Source organism: Rhizobium sp. 2MFCol3.1 (assembly GCF_000377565.1).
Classification (GTDB): Bacteria; Pseudomonadota; Alphaproteobacteria; order Rhizobiales; family Rhizobiaceae; genus Rhizobium.
Map to the genome: position 1 here is coordinate 527430 of NZ_KB898353.1, position 19299 is coordinate 546728.

Annotated in this window: 17 protein-coding genes; 10 read left to right on the top strand and 7 right to left on the bottom strand. The window is 62.8% G+C overall.

Features of this window, described 5'->3' with window-relative positions:
• Positions 1-63 precede the first annotated feature (63 nt).
• From D460_RS0102205 to D460_RS0102255, 10 genes are all read left to right on the top strand, one after another.
• Positions 64-1071, top strand: coding sequence for an ABC transporter permease (locus D460_RS0102205; protein ID WP_018896863.1), 1008 nt, complete (start codon positions 64-66; stop codon positions 1069-1071).
• Position 1072: 1 nt separating this feature from the next.
• The gene (locus D460_RS0102210) at positions 1073-2206 is read left to right on the top strand and encodes an ABC transporter permease subunit (protein WP_018896864.1); all 1134 of its coding nucleotides are present in this window, start codon (positions 1073-1075) and stop codon (positions 2204-2206) included.
• Between the two features lie 14 nt (positions 2207-2220).
• Positions 2221-3888, top strand: a complete 1668-nt coding sequence (locus tag D460_RS0102215) for an ABC transporter ATP-binding protein (RefSeq protein WP_026282706.1) — start codon at positions 2221-2223, stop codon at positions 3886-3888.
• 21 nt (positions 3889-3909) lie between these two features.
• Positions 3910-5280, top strand: coding sequence for an alpha-glucosidase/alpha-galactosidase (locus tag D460_RS0102220; protein ID WP_018896866.1), 1371 nt, complete (start codon positions 3910-3912; stop codon positions 5278-5280).
• A 239-nt stretch (positions 5281-5519) separates the two neighbouring features.
• Complete coding sequence (locus tag D460_RS0102230) at positions 5520-6500, top strand: alpha/beta hydrolase (RefSeq protein ID WP_081619834.1); 981 nt, start codon at positions 5520-5522, stop codon at positions 6498-6500.
• A gap of 78 nt (positions 6501-6578) precedes the next feature.
• Positions 6579-7292 (top strand): gamma-glutamylcyclotransferase, encoded by a 714-nt coding sequence (locus D460_RS32435; RefSeq protein ID WP_018896869.1) that lies wholly within the window; start codon positions 6579-6581, stop codon positions 7290-7292.
• 203 nt (positions 7293-7495) lie between these two features.
• Positions 7496-8173 (top strand): YoaK family protein, encoded by a 678-nt coding sequence (locus D460_RS0102240; RefSeq protein ID WP_026282707.1) that lies wholly within the window; start codon positions 7496-7498, stop codon positions 8171-8173.
• Positions 8174-8208: 35 nt separating this feature from the next.
• On the top strand, positions 8209-8601 hold the full coding sequence (locus tag D460_RS0102245) for a DUF1622 domain-containing protein (RefSeq protein WP_018896871.1): 393 nt from the start codon (positions 8209-8211) through the stop codon (positions 8599-8601).
• Between the two features lie 91 nt (positions 8602-8692).
• The gene (locus D460_RS0102250; protein ID WP_018896872.1) at positions 8693-9730 is read left to right on the top strand and encodes an LLM class flavin-dependent oxidoreductase; all 1038 of its coding nucleotides are present in this window, start codon (positions 8693-8695) and stop codon (positions 9728-9730) included.
• A gap of 84 nt (positions 9731-9814) precedes the next feature.
• Positions 9815-10456, top strand: a complete 642-nt coding sequence (locus D460_RS0102255) for a hypothetical protein (RefSeq protein ID WP_018896873.1) — start codon at positions 9815-9817, stop codon at positions 10454-10456.
• A 10-nt stretch (positions 10457-10466) separates the two neighbouring features.
• On the opposite strand, the gene D460_RS0102260 is transcribed toward D460_RS0102255, so the two are convergent.
• The 7 genes from D460_RS0102260 to D460_RS0102290 form a co-directional block, all read right to left on the bottom strand.
• The gene (locus tag D460_RS0102260) at positions 10467-11855 is read right to left on the bottom strand and encodes an LLM class flavin-dependent oxidoreductase (RefSeq protein WP_018896874.1); all 1389 of its coding nucleotides are present in this window, start codon (positions 11853-11855) and stop codon (positions 10467-10469) included.
• A 36-nt stretch (positions 11856-11891) separates the two neighbouring features.
• The gene (locus tag D460_RS0102265; RefSeq protein ID WP_018896875.1) at positions 11892-12890 is read right to left on the bottom strand and encodes an ABC transporter permease; all 999 of its coding nucleotides are present in this window, start codon (positions 12888-12890) and stop codon (positions 11892-11894) included.
• Between the two features lie 2 nt (positions 12891-12892).
• Complete coding sequence (locus D460_RS0102270; RefSeq protein ID WP_018896876.1) at positions 12893-13915, bottom strand: ABC transporter permease; 1023 nt, start codon at positions 13913-13915, stop codon at positions 12893-12895.
• Positions 13905-15455 carry a sugar ABC transporter ATP-binding protein gene (locus tag D460_RS0102275; RefSeq protein WP_018896877.1) on the bottom strand — a complete coding sequence of 517 codons (1551 nt, stop codon included), beginning with the start codon at positions 15453-15455 and terminating at the stop codon, positions 13905-13907. Before D460_RS0102275 ends, D460_RS0102270 begins: the two co-directional genes overlap by 11 nt.
• Positions 15456-15514: 59 nt before the next feature.
• On the bottom strand, positions 15515-16525 hold the full coding sequence (locus D460_RS0102280) for a sugar ABC transporter substrate-binding protein (RefSeq protein WP_026282708.1): 1011 nt from the start codon (positions 16523-16525) through the stop codon (positions 15515-15517).
• 190 nt (positions 16526-16715) lie between these two features.
• A complete protein-coding gene (locus D460_RS0102285; protein WP_018896879.1) occupies positions 16716-17762 on the bottom strand; it encodes an ABC transporter permease in 1047 nt (348 codons plus the stop codon).
• Positions 17743-19233, bottom strand: coding sequence for a sugar ABC transporter ATP-binding protein (locus D460_RS0102290; RefSeq protein ID WP_018896880.1), 1491 nt, complete (start codon positions 19231-19233; stop codon positions 17743-17745). The genes D460_RS0102285 and D460_RS0102290 overlap by 20 nt, the downstream gene beginning before the upstream one ends.
• Positions 19234-19299: the final 66 nt, after the last annotated feature.

Consider the following 19299-nt stretch of genomic DNA (forward strand, 5'->3'; position numbering starts at 1 on the left):
GGGCAAGATCAACAAGCCGGCCGCACCGAAAGGCGCGACTGGCAGCAAGGAGAAACGAGCCCGATGTTACGCTTCCTGCTCGTGCGCATAGCGTCCGCCATCCCCGTCCTGATCATCCTGAGCATCGTGACCTTCGCGATCATCCAGGCTCCGCCGGGCGACTATGCCGACTATATCCGATCGCAGCTGATCAACCAGAGCGGCGCGTCCTTCGAAGCCGCCGACGCACAGGCCCAGGCCTACCGCGTCGCCCATGGCCTCGACCAACCGATGGTCATTCAGTATTTCGCCTGGATCAAGGGCATCGTCACCCAGGGCGATTTCGGCTACAGCATGTTCTACAACAAGCCGGTCGCCGACGTCGTGGCCGAGCGCCTGCCGCGCACGCTGCTGCTCGCGCTCGTCTGTCACATCTTCGCATCGGTTCTCGGCATCGGCTTCGGCATCTGGGCGGCCACCCGCCAGTACAGCTGGATCGACAGCCTGCTCTCCGGCGTTTCCTTCCTCGGCATGACGGTGCCGCGCTTCCTGATGGCGCTGATCATCGTCTACCTCCTCGTTTTCCAGTTCAACGTCTCGGAGATCGGCAGCTTCTTCTCGCCGCAATATGGCGGAGCGCCGTGGTCCTGGGCGAAATTCGTCGACCTCGTCAGCCACGTCTGGCCTGTCGTCGCCATCGCCACCTTCGGCGGTCTCGCCTACAACATGCGCGTCATGCGCGGCAATCTGCTCGATACGTTGAACGCGCAATATGTCGAGACAGCCCGCGCCAAGGGCCTGTCGGGCAGCGCGGTCGTGATGCGCCATGCGGTGCCCAATGCGCTGCACCCGCTCGTCATGTACCAGGGCGTCGTGCTTCCCTACATGCTGACCGGCGAAATCGAGACGGCGATCATCTTCTCGCTGCCAACAGTCGGCCCTGCCATCGTCGGCTCCATGGCGATTGGCGACGTCTATGTCACCGCCACCTTCATGATGGTTCTTTCGGCAACGCTGATCGTCGGCAACATCATCGCCGACATGCTGCTTGCCATGCTGGACCCGCGTGTCCGCCAGTACGGAGGAGCCTGATATGCTCGCCTTCGATTCCGCTCCCCCGCCGCCGCACGAAGAGACCGTCAAGGGTCTGCATAACGGCAACGAAAGCTATCTGTCGCTGGTCTGGCGTCGCCTGCGCCGTTCCTGGACCGGCATGATGGGCCTCGTGCTCGTCGGCCTGCTGCTGATGATGGCCGTCTTCGCCGATTTCTTCGCGCCGATGGACCCCAAGGCCACCGATACCGGCTTCGCGCCGCCGCAGATGGTGAGCTTCCACGACAAGGACGGCAATCTGACCTATCCGCCGCGCGTCTATGCGCTAGGCGAATCCGAGGAGCTCGATCCCGTCACCTTCCAGCCGATCGTCGGCCCCGATTACGACAATCCGCGCGTGCTAGGCTTCTTCGTCAAGGGCTCGGAGTACAAGCTTCTCGGCCTGATCCCGACCGACCGTCACTTCTTCGGCTCCGTCGATGGCCAGCCGGTGCATTTTCTTGGTACCGACAAGTTCGGCCGTGACGTTCTCTCGCGCGCCATCATCGGCTCGCGCATCTCGCTCACCATCGCTCTGACGGTCGTATTCATCGTCACCGTCATCGGCACCACCGTCGGCATGGTCTCCGGCTATTTCGGTGGCTCGTTCGATGCCTGGGTACAGCGCTTCGTGGAAATCGTGCTCGCCTTTCCGCAGCTGCCGCTTTATCTGGCGCTAACCTCGCTGATCCCGGTGACGGCGCCGACCAATGTGTTCCTTGCCTTCGTCATCGTCGTCATGTCGGCGCTCGGCTGGGCGCAGATGTCGCGCGAGGTGCGCGGCAAGACGCTGGCGCTCGCCCGTATCGACTATGTGCGTGCGGCCATGGCCGTCGGCGCCACCGACCGGCGCATCATCTTCCAGCACATCTTCCCGAACGTGATGAGCCACGTCATCGTTGCCGTCACGCTGCATATCCCGAGCGTCGTGCTGCTCGAATCCTTCCTCGGCTTCCTCGGCTTTGCCGTGAAGCCGCCGCTGATCTCCTGGGGTCTGATGCTGCAGGACACCGCCAACTACTCGGTGATCGGCACCTATCCCTGGATCCTCGCCCCCGTCGGCTTCGTGCTCGTCACCGTCTTCGCGTTCAACGCGCTCGGCGACGGTCTGCGCGACGCGGTCGATCCCTATTGATTGAGGTGAAGAACATGGCTCTCGCACTCGTCAACTCGTTTGCCCCGCCCGTCCGCTTCGATCACGATGCGCACACGGAAAGCCCGGTCATCGACGCCCGCAACATCGGCGTCAACTTCAAGGTCGAGCATGGCACCGTGGAAGCGGTGAAGGATATCTCCTTCCAGCTCTACCGCGGGGAAACCATCGCCATCGTCGGCGAATCCGGTTCCGGCAAGTCCGTGACGGCCCGCACCGTCATGGGGCTCCTGTCGAAACGCGCCGTCGTCGCGCCGAAATCGACCGTCGACTATGACGGCGCCAATATCCTGAAATATCCCGAGCGCGAGCGCCGCAAGCTGCGCGGCGACCGGATCTCGATGATCTTCCAGGAGCCGATGAGCTCGCTGAACCCGATCTACACGATCGGCAGCCAGATCGTCGAAGCCATCCGCGTACACCGCAAGGTGAGCAAGAAGCAGGCGGAAGCGCGCGCGCTCGAACTTCTGAAGCAGGTGCAGATCCCCGATCCCGAAGCGCGCCTGAAGCAGTATCCGCACCAGCTGTCGGGCGGCCAGCGCCAGCGAGTGATGATCGCCATGGCGCTCTCCAACGAGCCGGATGTGCTCATTGCCGACGAGCCGACCACCGCGCTCGACGTGACGGTGCAGGCGCAGATCCTCAACCTCATCCGCAACCTGCAGAAGGAAATGCGGATGGCGGTGATCCTGATCACCCACGACCTCACCGTCGTCAGGCAGTTCTCCGACTACGTCTACGTGATGCAACACGGCGAAATGCGCGAGCACAACACGACGGAGAAGCTCTTCGCCAATCCGCAGCACAGCTACACCAAGCATCTGCTGAGTTCCGAGCCGCGCGGCCAGGCGAACCCGCTGCCGGAGGGCTCCGAGGTCATCCTCGACGCCAAGGGCGTGCGCGTGTCCTTCATGATGCGCCACGGCAGCTTCTTCAAGCCGGAGCTGAAGGAACTCGTGGCCGTCGACAGCTTGGGGCTGACGCTGCGCAAGCACGAGACGCTCGGGCTCGTGGGCGAATCCGGCTCCGGCAAGACGACCTTCGGGCAGGCGCTGCTGCGGTTGAACGATGCCGACAATGGCGAGATCTATTTCGACCGCCAGCCGATCCACGGCAAGTCTCGCACCGAGATGCGGCCGCTGCGCTCACGCATGCAGATCGTCTTCCAGGATCCGTTCTCATCGCTCAATCCGCGCATGACGATCGGCCAGATCATCGAGGAAGGGCTTGTGGTCAACAAGCTCGGCGCCACCAAGGCCGAGCGGCTGGACCGTGTGCGCGAGGCGCTGATCGCGGCTGGCATGCCGGGCAATATCCTGTCGCGCTTTCCGCACGAATTCTCGGGCGGCCAGCGCCAGCGTATCGCCATTGCGCGCGCCATCGCGCTCGAGCCGGAATTCATCCTGCTCGACGAGCCGACATCGGCGCTCGACCTATCGGTCCAGGCGCAGATCATCGAGCTCTTGCGCAAGCTGCAGGACGAGCGCGGCCTCAGCTATCTCTTCATTTCGCACGATCTCAAGGTCGTGCGTGCCCTCTGCCACCGGGTGATTGTCATGCAGCATGGCAAGATCATGGAAGAGGGGCCCGTCAACGAAGTTCTCACCAATCCCAAGACCGCCTACACCGAACGGCTCGTGAAAGCCGCTTTCGAGGTAGCCTGATTGCCAATGCCGGAGGATATTATGGCAAGAAACCCCAAGATCACCTTCATCGGAGCTGGTTCCACCGTCTTCATGAAGAACATTATCGGCGACGTGCTGCAGCGACCCGCGCTGTCGGGCGCGACCATCGCCCTGATGGACATCAACCCGCAGCGCCTGGAAGAAAGCGCGATCGTCGTCAACAAGCTGATCTCGACGCTTGGCGTAAAGGCCAAGGCCGAGACCTATTCCGACCAGCGCAAGGCGCTCACAGGTGCCGACTTCGTGGTCGTCGCCTTCCAGATCGGCGGCTATGAGCCCTGCACGGTGACAGACTTCGACATTCCGAAGAAGTTCGGCCTGCGCCAGACCATCGCCGATACGCTCGGCGTCGGCGGTATCATGCGCGGCCTGCGCACCGTGCCGCATCTGTGGAAGATCTGCGAGGACATGCTCGTGGTCTGCCCTGAAGCGATCATGCTGCAATACGTCAACCCGATGGCGATCAACACCTGGGCGATCGCCGAGAAGTATCCCACCATCAAGCAGGTCGGCCTTTGCCACTCGGTGCAGGGCACCGCGATGGAACTCGCCCACGATCTCGATATCCCCTACGAGGATATCCGCTATCGCTCGGCCGGCATCAACCACATGGCCTTCTACCTGAAGTTCGAGCACCGTCAGCCCGACGGCTCCTACAAGGACCTCTATCCGGATCTCGTGCGCGCCTATCGTGAAGGTCGCGCGCCGAAGCCGGGCTGGAACCCGCGCTGCCCGAATAAGGTGCGCTACGAGATGCTGACCCGCCTCGGCTATTTTGTCACCGAGAGCTCCGAGCACTTCGCCGAGTACACGCCATACTTCATCAAGGAAGGCCGCGAGGACCTCATCGAGAAGTTCGGCATCCCGCTCGACGAATATCCGAAGCGCTGCATCGAGCAGATCGAGCGCTGGAAGGGACAGGCGGAAGCCTATCGCTCGGCCGACAAGATCGAGGTCAAGCAGTCGAAGGAATATGCGTCCTCGATCATCAACTCGGTCTGGACCGGCGAACCCTCGGTGATCTACGGCAACGTCCGCAACAATGGCTGCATCACCTCGCTGCCGTCCAATTGCGCCGCTGAAGTGCCATGCCTGGTCGATGCATCCGGCATCCAGCCGACCTTCGTGGGCGATCTGCCGCCGCAGCTGACCGCGCTGATGCGCACCAACATCAATGTGCAGGAACTGACGGTTCAGGCGCTGATGACTGAAAATCGCGAGCACATCTACCATGCTGCGATGATGGATCCGCATACGGCGGCCGAACTCGACCTCGACCAGATCTGGGCGATGACCGACGAACTGCTGGCCGCGCATGGCGACTGGTTGCCGGCATGGGCGCGCACCGCCCGCAAGGTTCAGGCCGCCTGACCAACTCTCTCCCGGTCACGGCCTCAAGAAGTCCCGCGGCTCAGCCGCGGGGCTTTTTTCGTATATGCGCTTGGCGTGAGCACCGCGCGAAATCGCACTCCAGCGGATAATTGCATTTTTCGCAATTCAATCTCAATTATTGTTTCAATTGTGGGTGAGGGCAAATCCCGGCATTACTGCGTCATCAGAACAACACGCCGCCCCGCTAGACGGCAACGGCCAGGATCGCAGGAGCAGACATGATAAACAACGAACTTTCCATTTCCCGGCGTGGTGTCCTGCTTTCAGGAGCAGCCTTCGCCACCGCGATCGCCCTTCCTGCGACCTCTGCTTCCTCCGCAGACCAAATTTCCACAAGCACTGACTTTAAAAAGGATATGACCATGAGCACTGTAACCACCAAGGACGGCGTTGAAATCTTCTACAAGGATTGGGGTTCCAAGGACGCCCAGCCGATCGTTTTCCATCACGGCTGGCCGCTGTCTTCCGACGACTGGGATGCGCAGATGCTGTTCTTCCTGTCGAAGGGCTATCGCGTCATCGCTCATGACCGCCGTGGCCACGGCCGCTCCGCTCAGGTCGCCGACGGCCATGACATGGACCATTACGCTGCCGACGCCTTTGCCGTTGTCGAAGCGCTGGACCTGAAGAACGCCGTTCACATCGGCCATTCCACTGGTGGCGGCGAAGTTGCCCGCTATGTCGCAAAGTTCGGCCAGCCCTCCGGCCGCGTTGCCAAGGCCGTGCTCGTCTCCGCCGTTCCGCCGCTGATGCTGAAGACGGAAAGCAACCCGGAAGGCCTGCCGATCGAAGTGTTCGACGGCTTCCGCGCAGCGCTTGCCGCCAACCGCGCGCAGTTCTTCCGCGATGTTCCTGCCGGCCCGTTCTACGGCTTTAACCGGGATGGCGCCAAGGTTCAGGAAGGGGTGATCCAGAATTGGTGGCGCCAGGGCATGATGGGCGGTGCAAAGGCCCATTACGACGGCATCAAGGCCTTCTCCGAAACCGACCAGACCGACGACCTGAAGGCGATCACCGTTCCGACGCTTGTCCTGCACGGCGAAGACGACCAGATCGTTCCGATCGCGGACTCCGCGCTGAAGTCGGCCAAGCTTTTGAAGAACGGCTCGCTGAAGACCTATCCAGGCTTCTCGCACGGCATGTTGACTGTCAACGCCGACGTCCTCAATGCCGATCTGCTGGCCTTCGTCCAGTCCTGATACAAAGGTCCAGGCCGCGGCGCATATTCGCCGCGGCCATTAGAACGAACACTTGCCGCAAGGCGGATTGATAAGATGATGCAGCTCACGCCCGAACTTGTCGCCCTGACCATCAGAGACGTCCGCGATGACGGCCCCGAACCAGGATGGACACCGATATCGGAAGCCGAGATCGATCATCTGGTCGAGGTGATCGAAAGCGAGGCTGGAGGCGAGCCCATCTGGATTTTCGCCTATGGGTCGTTGATCTGGAACCCGGAATTTGTGGCAGCAGGGCGCCAGCGCGCGACCGCTTATGGATGGCACCGGTCCTTTTCTCTCAAGATCGAACGCTGGCGCGCCACCACTGCGCAGCCCGGCCTGATGCTGGCGCTGGAGCGCGGCGGCCAGTGCGACGGCGTCGTGTTTCTCTTGTCGGACGAGCGCCAGCGCCAGGATCTGCGGGCGCTTATCGCCCGCGAGATCCGGTACAGCGAAGTGAAGGACATGGTCCGGTGGCTTTCGGTCAAGACGCCCATTGGCGTCGGTAGGGCCCTGACCTTCTGGGCGAGCGGCAAGCGAGCCGGGCTGACCAAACCGGTCCCGTTCGAAGAGGCTGCCCAACTTATCGCCGGCGCCTGCGGCGAGGGCGGCTCCTGCGCTCAATATCTGCGCAATACGATCGTGGACCTTCAGGCCGAAGGCATTCACGATCGCAATCTCTGGCGCTTGCAGGCGCTGGTTGCCGCCGAGATAAGCGCTCGCCAGGACGCTGCTTTGGTGTTGCAGGACGGTCTATCGGCCGTCGGCTGACGCACCCCGCGCGTCGCGCTCATTATTTCTTGGCCCGCAATAATATCGAAACAATTGATGCAATTGTCCGTCAGTCTTTCGGTTGGCACTATGCCTACATCAGACGAACGAAGCGCGCTGCGGGATCAAGTCAGCGGCGGAGACGTTCGCGCATTTCAGACGCCTTTCCGATCCTTGGATCGACAAACACAGAGATCAGCACGATGAAAATTCCTTCTCTTCCCATGCTCCTGAGCTTCAATGGCGGCTACATCGATACGCTTGGATTTCTGTCGCTCTCAGGTCTCTTCACCGCGCATGTCACCGGCAACTTCGTGACACTCGGGGCAACCGCCGCGCTCGGGCTCGGCGGGGCGCTGTCGAAGCTTCTGGCACTGCCGGTCTTCTGCATCGTCGTCTTCGTGTCGCGATTGATCTGCCTGAAGCTGCAGGGCGTGGGCCGTTCGCCTATCCGGCCGATGCTGGTTGCAAAACTGGTCCTGCTGACGGCGGTCGCGATCTACGCGCTCTATCACGGGCCGTTTCATGGCGAGGAAAATACCATGACGCTGATCGTTGCCCTGACATTGGTGTCGGCAATGGCCATTCAAAATGGTCTCCACAGGGCACATCTGCCGAAGGCGCCGCCGTCGACGCTGATGACGGGCACGACGACGCAGATAATGCTGGATCTGGCCGACCTTCTGGCCGATCCCAAGGCGGAAGAAGTCGCGGCCGCAAAGGCGCGGATCAAGAAGATGGCTGCCGCGGTCATCACCTTCGCGATCGGCTGTGGCGCCGGCGCCGCCGGTTTCATCTTCGCTCCCGCCGCGGCCTTCAGCCTGCCGGCCATCCTGGCCGCGATCGCCCTCTTCGCCAGCACGGCAGGCGCGGAAGCGTAATCGTCCCGACCGTTTTGAAGTGAAGGAGAAGCACCATGGAAATCGCAAGCGAAGCCGGTGGTCTGGCCAGCCTGATCGCACCGATCCTGAAGCCATTGGCATCTGGGCTCGAATTCTTCGGCGTCGGCGTCATCCTCCTCGGCGTGGCCATCGCGACGTTTGGCTACCTTCGCGACCTGACGTCGGCGGCAAGGAGCGAGGCTTATGACCGGTATCGCGCCAATCTCGGGCGGGGTATCCTGCTCGGCCTCGAAATCCTGATCGGCGCGGACATCATCGCCACGATCATCGCGCCCCTGACCTGGGAGAGCGTCGGCCTTCTCGGCCTGATCGTGCTCATCCGAACGTTTCTAAGCTTCTCCCTGGAAGCCGAGATCGATGGCCAGTGGCCCTGGTCGCGCAACGCGCGGCGCGGCGAAAGCCGATGACGACCGGCGCATAACAGACTGCCCACCCTGAAACGGGCGCGGCAAGCGCACCACGAGACCCCACAACCCCGAAAGATTAAACGGCGATCCCATGACCCCAGCTCTTGAATTCGGCCTCGATACCTTCGGCGACGTCACCACCGCCTCCGATGGCGAGCTTCTTGCCCAACCGCAAGTCATCCGCAATGTTGTCGAGGAGGCGGTTCTTGCCGACCGGAACGGTATCGATTTCTTCGGTATTGGCGAACACCACCGCAAGGATTTCGCGGTCTCCGCGCCCGAGGTCGTGCTTTCAGCCATTGCCACGCGCACCAACAAGATTCGGCTGGGCTCGGCCGTGACCGTGCTCAGTTCCGACGATCCGATCCGCGTGTTTCAGCGATTTTCGACGCTCGACGCGCTTTCCAACGGACGCGCCGAAGTCATTCTCGGGCGCGGCTCCTTCATCGAGTCCTTCCCGCTCTTCGGCTATGATCTGTCGAACTACGAGGCATTGTTCGAAGAGAAACTGGAACTGTTCTCCGAGCTCGTCAGCAAGGACGTTGTCGATTACGAGGGCGGCTGGCGTCCGCCGCTGAAGGACCAGCGCATCTACCCGCCGATCGCCGAGGGGCGCTTGAAGACCTGGATCGGCGTCGGCGGCAGCCCGGAATCGGTCCTTCGCGCCGTGCGGTATGACATGGGGTTGATGCTTGCCATCATCGGCGGCGATCCGCGCCGGTTCGCCCCTTATGTCGAGCTCTATCGGAAAGCCTCGGAACAGGCGGGCCGCTCGCCGCGCGAGATCGGCGTTCACTCGCCGGGATACATCGCCGAGAGCGACGAGAAGGCGCGCCGCGATCTCTATCCGCACTTCAAGAAAATCCGCGACCGCCTCGGCCGCGAGCGTGGCTGGCCGCCTGTGACCGAGCGCGATTTCGAAAACGAGATCGAACATGGCTCTCTTTACGCCGGCTCGCCGGAAACGGTGGCGAGAAAGATCGCCGGTCTCGTCAAGACGCTCGGCATTTCACGGTTACAGATGAAGTATTCGGCCGGTCCGATGGAGCATGAGAAGCTGATGAATAGCATCGAGCTTTATGGCACCAAGGTCATTCCGTTGGTTCGCTCCTTGCTCGCGGATGCATAATTGAAACGTGGCATTTCGCCCGAACTTCCGGTATATATGCGTAATCACTAAATAACATTGATTGTGTTCCTGGGGGAGGGCGCGATGGGGGAGTTTGCGACCAATTCGACAGTGTTTTCACAGGCCAAGTCCCGCCGCCCTGGCGCCCGCCTGGGGTTTCAGGCGCTTGTAATCCTGGCCGCTATCTCGGCCATGTGCGTAGCCCCGAGCTTGACCGGCGCCCAGCAGCCGACGGACGCGCAGCGCAATGCGGTGCGCTCCGCCTGCCGGTCGGATTTCATCGCCCAGTGTTCCGGGGTGACGCCCGGCGGCATGGAGGCGCTGACTTGCCTTCAGAAGCACGACGCCTCGCTTTCGAAGGCATGCCGCGATGCCATCTCCGCGCTGGAGGGGCCGAAGAAGACATCCAACGATGCGGCGCCAACCCAAGCGCCGAGCACGCCGCAAACAACTGCTGCAACGCCGCCGGCAGCACCGGCGCAAACCGGCCAGCCCTCGGGGACAGGCGCCGGCAATGCGGCAAAGAACAGCGTAGCGCCGGCGGTGCCGATGGCGTCGTTCACGCCGCGCGAAGAGTTGATCGTCGTTCGCCGCACATGCGGACCGGACTTTCGCGCTGTTTGCCATGCCGTGCCGCTTGGCGGCGGGCGTGGCGTCACCTGTTTGCGCGATAACTTCGAGCGGCTTTCGCCTGGATGTCAGCGCGTGCTGAGCCACGGCCTCTGAGGCTCGTTGATCAGGCGCTGACCTCGATCCGCGCCGGCTGGCGGCGATAGCGTGCGCCGGGATGCGGCGCCTGCAATCGCGGGCCGTGACCGGACAGCTTTTCGCGCAAGGTGCCCTGGCGATAATCCTTCTTGTAGACGCCGCGCTTCTGCAATTCGGGCACGAGCAGATCGACCGCGTCCTCGAAGCTCTCGGGCGTGATGGCATAGGCGAGGTTGAAACCGTCGACATCGGTATCCTCAACCCACTCCTGCAGCAGGTCGGCTACCGTCTGTGGTGAGCCGACGAAAACAGGACCGAAGCCGCCGACACCGACCCAGTCGGCCATCTCGCGCACCGACCAGACCTTATCAGGATCGATCGTTGTGAAGGTCTCGACGGCGGATTGCACCGCGTTGGTGTAGCGGTGGCGTAGCGGCTCGTCGGGTGAGAACTGGCCGAAGTCGATGCCGGTCCAACCAGAGATCAGCGCCTGCGCGCCCTCGAAGGAAGCGTAGCGGCGGTAATCGTCGAACTTTCTCTTCGCCTCCGCATCGGTCTCGCCAAGGATGACGGTCTGTAGGTTGAAGGCGAGGATCTCGCGCGGGTTGCGGCCAGCGCGTTCGGCTGCCTCGCGCACATTGGCAACATAGCGCTTCAGCACCGGCTTGGAGGGAGCGGCGACGAAGATGCACTCTGCATGCTCGCCCGCGAAATCCTTGCCACGGCTGGACGCGCCGGCCTGATAGAGCACCGGCGTGCGCTGCGGAGAGGGTTCGCTGAGGTGGATGCCCGGAACCGTGAAATGCTTGCCGGAATGACCGATCGGGTGGACCTTCTCCGGATGCGTGAAGATGCCGGCGGTGCGATCGCGAACGACGGCGTCATCTTCCCAGCTGCCCTCCCAGAGCTTGTAGCAGACCTCCAGATATTCTTCCGCCAGATCATAGCGGTCGTCGTGCTTAGTCTGCGCGGATTGTCCGATATTGAGCGCGCCGCTGTTGAGATAAGAGGTGACGATGTTCCATCCGACGCGGCCTTTGGTGAGATGGTCGAGCGTCGATATGCGGCGGGCGAAGGTGTAGGGATGCTCGAAGGAGAGCGATGCCGTCAGTCCGAAGCCGAGATTTTCCGTGACATAGGCCATGGTCGGAATCAGTTGCAGCGGGTCGTTAACCGGCACCTGCGCGGAATGGCGCAGTGCCGCGTCGACATTACCGTGAAGCACATCGTAGACGCCGAGCACGTCTGCGATAAACAGGCCATCGAACTTGCCGCGCTCCAGCGTTTTCGCCAGATGCACCCAGTAGTCCATGTCCTTGTAGGTCCAGGACTTATCGCGCGGATGTCGCCAGAGACCTGGTGACTGGTGCCCGACGCAGTTCATGTCGAAGGCGTTCAACCTGATTTCACGGCTCATGTCATTCTTCCTGCGTATTGTCTGGGCGCCCGCCGATCAGGCGCCGCCGGTCTTTCGGTTGATGAAGCTGAAGGCGAGCACGGCGAAGATGAGCGTGCCGGTGCCGACCTGCTGCCAGTAGAAATTGAGCCCGGTGAGCAGCAGCCCGTTGGCGACGATGCTGAGGAGGAGCACGCCAAGCACCGTGCCGGCGATATTAGGCCGGCCGAGCGGCGAGAGCGTCGTGCCGATGAAAGTCGCGCCGATCGCGTTCAAGAGAAACGCGTTGCCGGAGGAGGGGATGTAGACGATGACGGTGGCCGTCAGGATCAGGCCGGCGATGGCGGCGACGATTGCTGTCAGAATGAACGTCATGGCGACATGCCGGCCAAGGCCGATGCCGGAATAGCGCACCACGCTCGGCTGGATCCCGATCGCGAGAACCACGCGGCCGAAGCGCGTGCAGGCGAAGATGAATGCGGCGGCGGCGATGACGACGATCGCGATCAGCAGCGGCAGCGGAAAGCCTGAGATCGTGCCGTGGCCGATGAAGCGGAAGGCCTCGGGTACTCCCGATGGCGGCAGATAGACCGGGTTGCCGCCATTGGTCAGCAACTGCTGGACGCTGCGGCCGATGAACAGTGTGCCGAGCGTTGCGAGAAACGGCGAGACCCCGATGCCGGAGATCAGCAGGGCGTTGAAGGCGCCGACGACCGCGCCGGCGGCCAGGCCGCCAAGCAGGCCGATCGCAACCGGTTGCCCGGCGAGGACCAGCGAGACGAAGGCGAAGCTTGCGAAATCGACCGCCGTGCCGACCGAGAGATCGATACCGCCGGCCGATACAGCAAAGGTCATGGCCACGGAAATGATCGCAAGCAGCGTGAAGTTGTTGACGAGAAGGCTCTGCAGATTGCCTTCCGTCAGGAAGGTCGGCGTTGCCAGGGAAAAGGCGGCAAAGACCGCGACGAGCGCCAGGATGAGGCCGTAGCGCGCGAGACCGGAGAGCACACGGTGATGCCAGGGCGCGACGGGAGAATGGGAGGCCGAAAGCGACATGGTCAGATCTCCCGCTTGCGAAGCAACGTCGTCGCCGAGACGACGATCAGGATGAGAATTCCCTGGACACCGCTGACCAGCGTGCTCGACAGGTTGAGGAGCTGGAAGCCGTTGACGAGGAAGCCGACCAGGAGCGCCGAGAGCAGCGTGCCTGTTATCGTCGGCACGAGCCTGCGGGAGAACACCGCGCCGAGCAGCGCCGTGACGACGACCGGAAGCAGCATCTCGCTTGAGCCCGTCGTGCTGCCGCTCAGATAGGACACGGACAGAATGCCGGCGATGCCGCCGCACAGGCCACTCGCCAGGAAGGCTCCTGCCAGCAGCCGCTTCAGCGGCAGGCCGGCGGCACGCGCCGCATCGGGGAATTCGCCGATCGCGTAGAGCCTGAGGCCGAGCGGCGTATATTGCACGATCGCGGTCACCACGGCGGTGAAGCCGAGCAGCACATAGGCGAGCACAGGAATGCCGAGGGCATCGGAGGCCGATAGTGCGGTCAGGAAATCGGTGGACGCAGGAACGACCGTATTCTGGGTGAGCACCAATTCGAGACCCGCCACGACGTTCATCACGGCAAGCGTCGCAAGCAGCGGCACGATGCCGGCGAAGACGACGGCAGCGACATTGACCGCGCCGATCGCCAGTCCCGTCAGCAGGCTTGCGGCAACCGCCACCGGATCGCTGTAGCCAAGTTGCGTAACGGTCGCGTAGACGGCGGCGCTGAGGCCCATATTCGCGGCGAGCGAGAGGTCGATACCGCCGGTGACGACATTGGCGCCGCCGGCGACGAGCACGATGGTCAAGCCGATCGCCAGCACGCCCGAGATGGCGGACTGGCCGAGGACGTTGCCTATATTGCCGATGCTCAGGAAGTAGGGCGCGGTGAGCGAGAAAACTGTGAGGATGATCGCGAAGGCGATCAGCGAACCGAAGCGCAGTGATGCCGCCGCCAGATTGCGTGCCGAGCGGTCTTTGCTCTGCTCCGCATTGAAGTCGGCGAGGTCGCCGATGTGGATATCAGCCGACATGGCGCAATCTTTCCGAAGCGCCGGTCGATTCCGCCAGCACTTCATCCGTTGTGGTTTCCGAGGAGATGAATTCGCGCGTCACGCGGCCACGAAACAAGACCAGAATCCGGTCGGTGATCCCGATCAGCTCCGGCAGGTCCGAGGAGAGAATGATGATGCCGGCGCCGCGTTCGGCAAGCTCGCCGATCAGCGTGTAGATTTCGACCTTCGAGCCGATGTCCACACCGACGGTCGGCTCGTCGAGAAGATAGATTTCCGAGTGGCGGCTCAGCCACTTGGCGATCGCCACCTTCTGCTGGTTGCCGCCCGACAGCGTGCGCACTAGCGCATCGCGGCTAGCGGTCTTGATCTGCAGGCGCTTGATGAGGTCGTCGCTGTCGCGCCTCTCGCGTTTGCCGTTTAGCACGCCCAGGCTGGTGTAGCGATCAAGGCTCGCGAGCGTGATGTTTTCCGCGACGCTGAGATCGAGCGCGACGCCGTGGCCGCGGCGATCTTCCGGCACCAGTGCGATCTGCCTGACGACGGCAGCCTCCGGCGTGCGCGCCCGATCCACCGCGCCCGCGACCTCGATGTGGCCGGACTGCGCGCGTTCCAGCCCGAACAGGGTTCGTACGAGGTCCTTGGCACCCGAGCCGAGCAGGCCAGTGATCCCGAGCACCTCGCCGCGTCGGACGGTGAAACTGACGTCTGAAAAGCGGTTCGCGGCGGTCAGCCCCTCGACCTTGAGGAGCTCTTCGCCGAATTCGACCCGTCGCTTGGGAAACATATCAGCGATATCACGCTCGACCATCAGTCGCGCAATATCGTTGGCCGATGTCTCGGCTATCGGCGTCGAGGCGACGTCGATGCCGTTGCGGAGCACGGTGACGTGGTCGCAGAGATCTTCGATCTCGTTCAGATAATGCGAGATGTAGATAATGGTGACGCCCTCGTCGCGCAGGCGGCGGATCAGGCGGAAGAGGATATCGGCCTCGCGCCGGACAAGCGCTGCGGTCGGCTCGTCGAAGACGAGCACCTTGGGATGGTCGAGCAATGCGCGGGTTATCTGGACGATCTGCTTCTCGGCAGTCGAGAGCTCTCCGATCAGGGCGTGCGTGGGAAGCTTGATGCCGAAATAATCGGCCAGCGTCTCGTTCGCTTGCCGCTGCATCTTGCGGCGATCGAGGAACGGTGTTCCCGGAAGACGCGGCTCACGACCCAGAAAAAGCGCTTCGCCGACGGTGAAGGTCGGTACAAGCAGGCGGTCCTGGTGGATGAAATGGATGCCGTGGGTTTCGGCGAGATGAGGCGTCAGGTGATCGATCCGCTGTCCCTCGATCTCGATCGTACCCTCGTCCTGCCGGTGCAGGCCAGCTAGGATCTTGATCAGCGTCGATTTCCCCGCGCCGTTCTGCCCTACAAGGCCATGGATCGTGCCGCGCTTGATCGCAAGCGATGCACCGGCCAGCGCTTGCGCGCCGCCGAAGCGTTTGACGATGCGATCGAAGCGGATGATGTCGTCAGGCCGCTTGGCGGGCTGCGGAGGAAGTATTGCCGTCATGTCGGGAACCCCAGTGGAGACGAGGGTGACGCGGCGGCTGCCGCATCACCCGTCCGCAATCAGCCGATACCGAGCTTCTTGGTGACGTCGTTGACGTTCGCCTTGTTGGCAAGCAGCGCCGGCACGTAGGTTTCGCGCGGAAGCGTCTGGCCGGCGAGCAGTCTGGCGACATTGCGGATCGCCGTGCGGCCGATCTCGGCGGGCTGCTGCGCGGCGTTGGCGCCGGCCGGCGAATTCGGGTCGGCGACGAGCTGCAAAACCTCGGGGCTTCCATCCACGCCATAGGTGCGGATCTCGGTGCGGCCGGCGGCGGAAAGCGCCTGGGTGGCGCCGAGCTGGGGAATATCCCAGGCCGACCAGATGGCCTTGATCGATCCCTTTTCCGGGTACTTGTTGAGGATCGCGGTGATCTGCGTAAAGGCGTCCTGAACCGTGTTCGGGATCACGTCGCGCAGTTCCGGCTGGATGATCTTCACCTTCGGGAAGTACTTCACGACATTGACCAGCTGGTCGTAGCGGATCGCGCAGGGCGTGACGCCGTAGAAGCCGTTGAAGACCACGATGTTGCCTTCGGCGCCGATGTCGGAGACCAGCTGCAGCGCCAGATCCTTGCCGATACCCCAGTTATCCGACGTCGTGTTGTTGATCGAGTTGGTCGAGCCGACGTCGACGGTGAGAACCGGGATGCCCGCGTCGCGCGCCTTCTTGAGCCAAGGGTCGATGACGCTGAGCGTGCCGAGAATCTGGACGATCGCATCGGGCTTCTGCGCCACCAGCGTCTGCAGCTGCGCGACCAGCTTTCCGTCGTTGCGGCCGGCATCCACCGCGATCGGCTCGCCGCCAAGGCGCTTCACTTCCTCGATCTGAGCGTTATAGGCCTGCAGGTCGAAATAGTGGTCGGTGCCGGTGGCGCTGATGGCGATGCGCTTGCCCTTCAGGGAAAGCCCATCGTCGTCGGCCGCCGCAGCGGGGCCGGCAAGGAGGCTGGTGCCGGCGAAGGTGGCGCCGGCAACGGCAGCGAATTTCAGGATTTCGCGGCGGCCGAGGCCGGACAAGGTTGGTTCAGTCATCTCACGTCCCTCAATGATTAATATCCATAGAATATGTAGATTATTTGGAATTGAGAGAAACGCTTTTCCAAATGGCGGCTCCGGTGGGAAATGAACCGGAGGAGGCGGCGCGCCACGATAGGCGATTTTTCAGCCGCCCAAGGCCGTGATGATCGGCCGTAGTCTCACGCTTCGGTGCCGGCGCCATCGCCTATTGCTGCGCTTTGCCGAGACCATAGGTCAGGGCAAGCGCGCCCGCGAGCACAGCCCCTTTGACGAAGTCCTGCGTATAGTAGGGTGCGTTCAGCATGGTCAGCCCATTGAGCAACACGCCGATGAACACTGCACCGACGATGGTGCCCAGCACATTCGGCCGGCGCAGCCCCATGACGGTGAAGCCGATGAGCGACGCGGCGACGGCGTCCATCAGGAGAGACCCACCCGACGACACATCGCCACGCCCGACACGCGCGGCAATGATGATGCCGCCGAGGGATGCCAGTGTGCCTGAGATGACATAGGCGAGCGTCTTCAGGCGCGTCGTCGATGCGCCAGCAAGTCGTGTCGCCACTTCGTTTCCGCCGGTGGCAAAGAGCAATCGACCGACGCGCGTACGCTCCGTCAATACGTGGAGAAAGATGGCGGCGAGCACCATTAGGATGACGGAGACGGGAACCGTACCGGCGATGCTGTACCTGCCGATCAGAAGGAAACGCGGATCGAAGATGCCCGACGCCGTCGAGCCATCCGGCAGAATGAGGCCGGCGGAGATCGAGCGGCCGGCGGTCGGGATCAGCTGTAGGCCCGACAGCAAGAACATCATCGACAGCGTCGCCAGCAAATCCGGCACTTTCAACCGGACGATGGCAAAGGCGTTGATCAGGCCGACCAACGCGCCGAAGGCAAGCACCAGGGGAACGGTCACGAGGGCGTCAAGCCCGAGCACGATCATAGCGTAGCTTGCCGCCATGACGCTCGAGGCGGCGATCGCGCCGATCGAGAGGTCGAAGCCACCGACGGCGAGCGTCACCGTGACGCCGGCGCCGAGGATCGCGACAACGGATACGGCCTGCAGGATGCTCATGAGATTGTTGATGTTGATGAAGGCCGGCTGTGCGGCCGTGAAGCCGACAATCAGCGCCAGCAGCAACAGAAAGACCGCGCCCGAGCGAATGATCGCAGCCACGTGGTCTATGAGGGCGCGACCGCGCCGACCCGTGCGCGGCGGGTTCAATGTTTCATTCTGAATGGAGCTCATGCTCAAATTCCCTCGGCAGCGATTTATCGTTTTGTATGGGGCTGATGCTGTGGTGATCGATGACAAGGACCCGGTCGGCGACCGCGAAGGCTTCCTCCAGGTCCGAGGTGGCGATCAGCGTTGCCCGGTCGGTGCGGCTGCGGATCGCCTCGATGATGTCCTGGCGCGCGCCGACATCGACGCCTTGGAACGGTTCGTCCAAAAGCAACAGCCGGCTCGGTTCTGCTTCCCATCGCGCCAGGATGGTCTTTTGCTGGTTGCCGCCCGATAGCGTCCAGATTGACGCATCGGGTCCGGCGGCCTTGATCCGCAGCCTGTCGATCGCCTTTTCCGCTTCGCGCCCTTCGCGCGCGCCCCATAGAAATCCGTGTGGGTACCATCGGCGCAGATGCGGCAGGCTGATTGTCGCGGCCACACTGTTGCCCGGCCAAGAGGGTGGCTGCAACGACGAGCGATGCCGGTCCTCCGCGGCCATGACGACGCCCGCGACAAGGGCCGCCGCCGGTCCGCTTGGGCGGTATGGTCGTCCATCCAGGCGCATGGTCCCTGACGTGAGCGGGATCGTGCCGAAGATCGCTGACAGCAGCCGGCTCTTGCCGGCGCCGAGCACGCCGGTAACGGCGACGACCTCGCCCTCGCGAAGGGCCAGATCAAATGACCCGCTGTCGGGGAGAAGCCGCACATCGTTCATCTCGAACACCACCGCGCTGCAATGATCGCGCGGCTTCGGTCGTGTCGCCTCGATCTTGCGGCCGATCATGGCCGCGATCGCGGCACTGAAGTCGATCGGCTGCTCAAGGGCGCTGACAACACGGCCGTCGCGCATCACCAATGCCCGATCGGCTATCGCCCGCAGGTCGGCCGTGCGGTGGGAAATATAGAGGACAGCCAGGCCCTGCCAGCGCAGACGCAGCAGCACCTCGAATAGACGCTGGCTCTCTTCGATCGACAGGCTGGCCGTTGGCTCGTCAAGGATCAGCAGATCGGCCTTGTTGTCGAGTGCGCGTGCGATCGCGAGCAATTGCCGATCGGCGGCGTTGAGATCGGCGAAGTCGCGGTCGAGCGGCAGGGAAAAGCCTGCTGCATCGAGCATCGCCCTTGCCTGCGAGCGGATGGCGCGCTTGGAGAGGAAGAACGGCGTGCTGCCGTCCGCGAAGCGATTGAGCAACAGAACATCGGCAACGGTCAAGCCTGCGGCGCCGACGAGGTCGGTGGACTGATGGACGGTGACGATACCGCGCTCGACAGCTTCCGCCGGTGTCTTCGGTGCGAAGGGCTGGCCGTTGACCGCCACTCTGCCACCGTCGGCGGCAAGCACACCGGAGAGGATTTTGACCAGCGTCGACTTGCCCGCGCCGTTGGCGCCCATGAGCGCAACGATCTCGCCACGTGCGATCGAAAGCGAGGCTCCCGACAAGGCGCGTGTCGATCCGAAGCTTCGTGTGAGGTTGTCTATGGACAGCAGGGACATGAGGGGCCAGGATTGGTTCAATGCGTGCGGATGGGGCGGTGTCGGCTCGGCGTAGACGGATAAGCG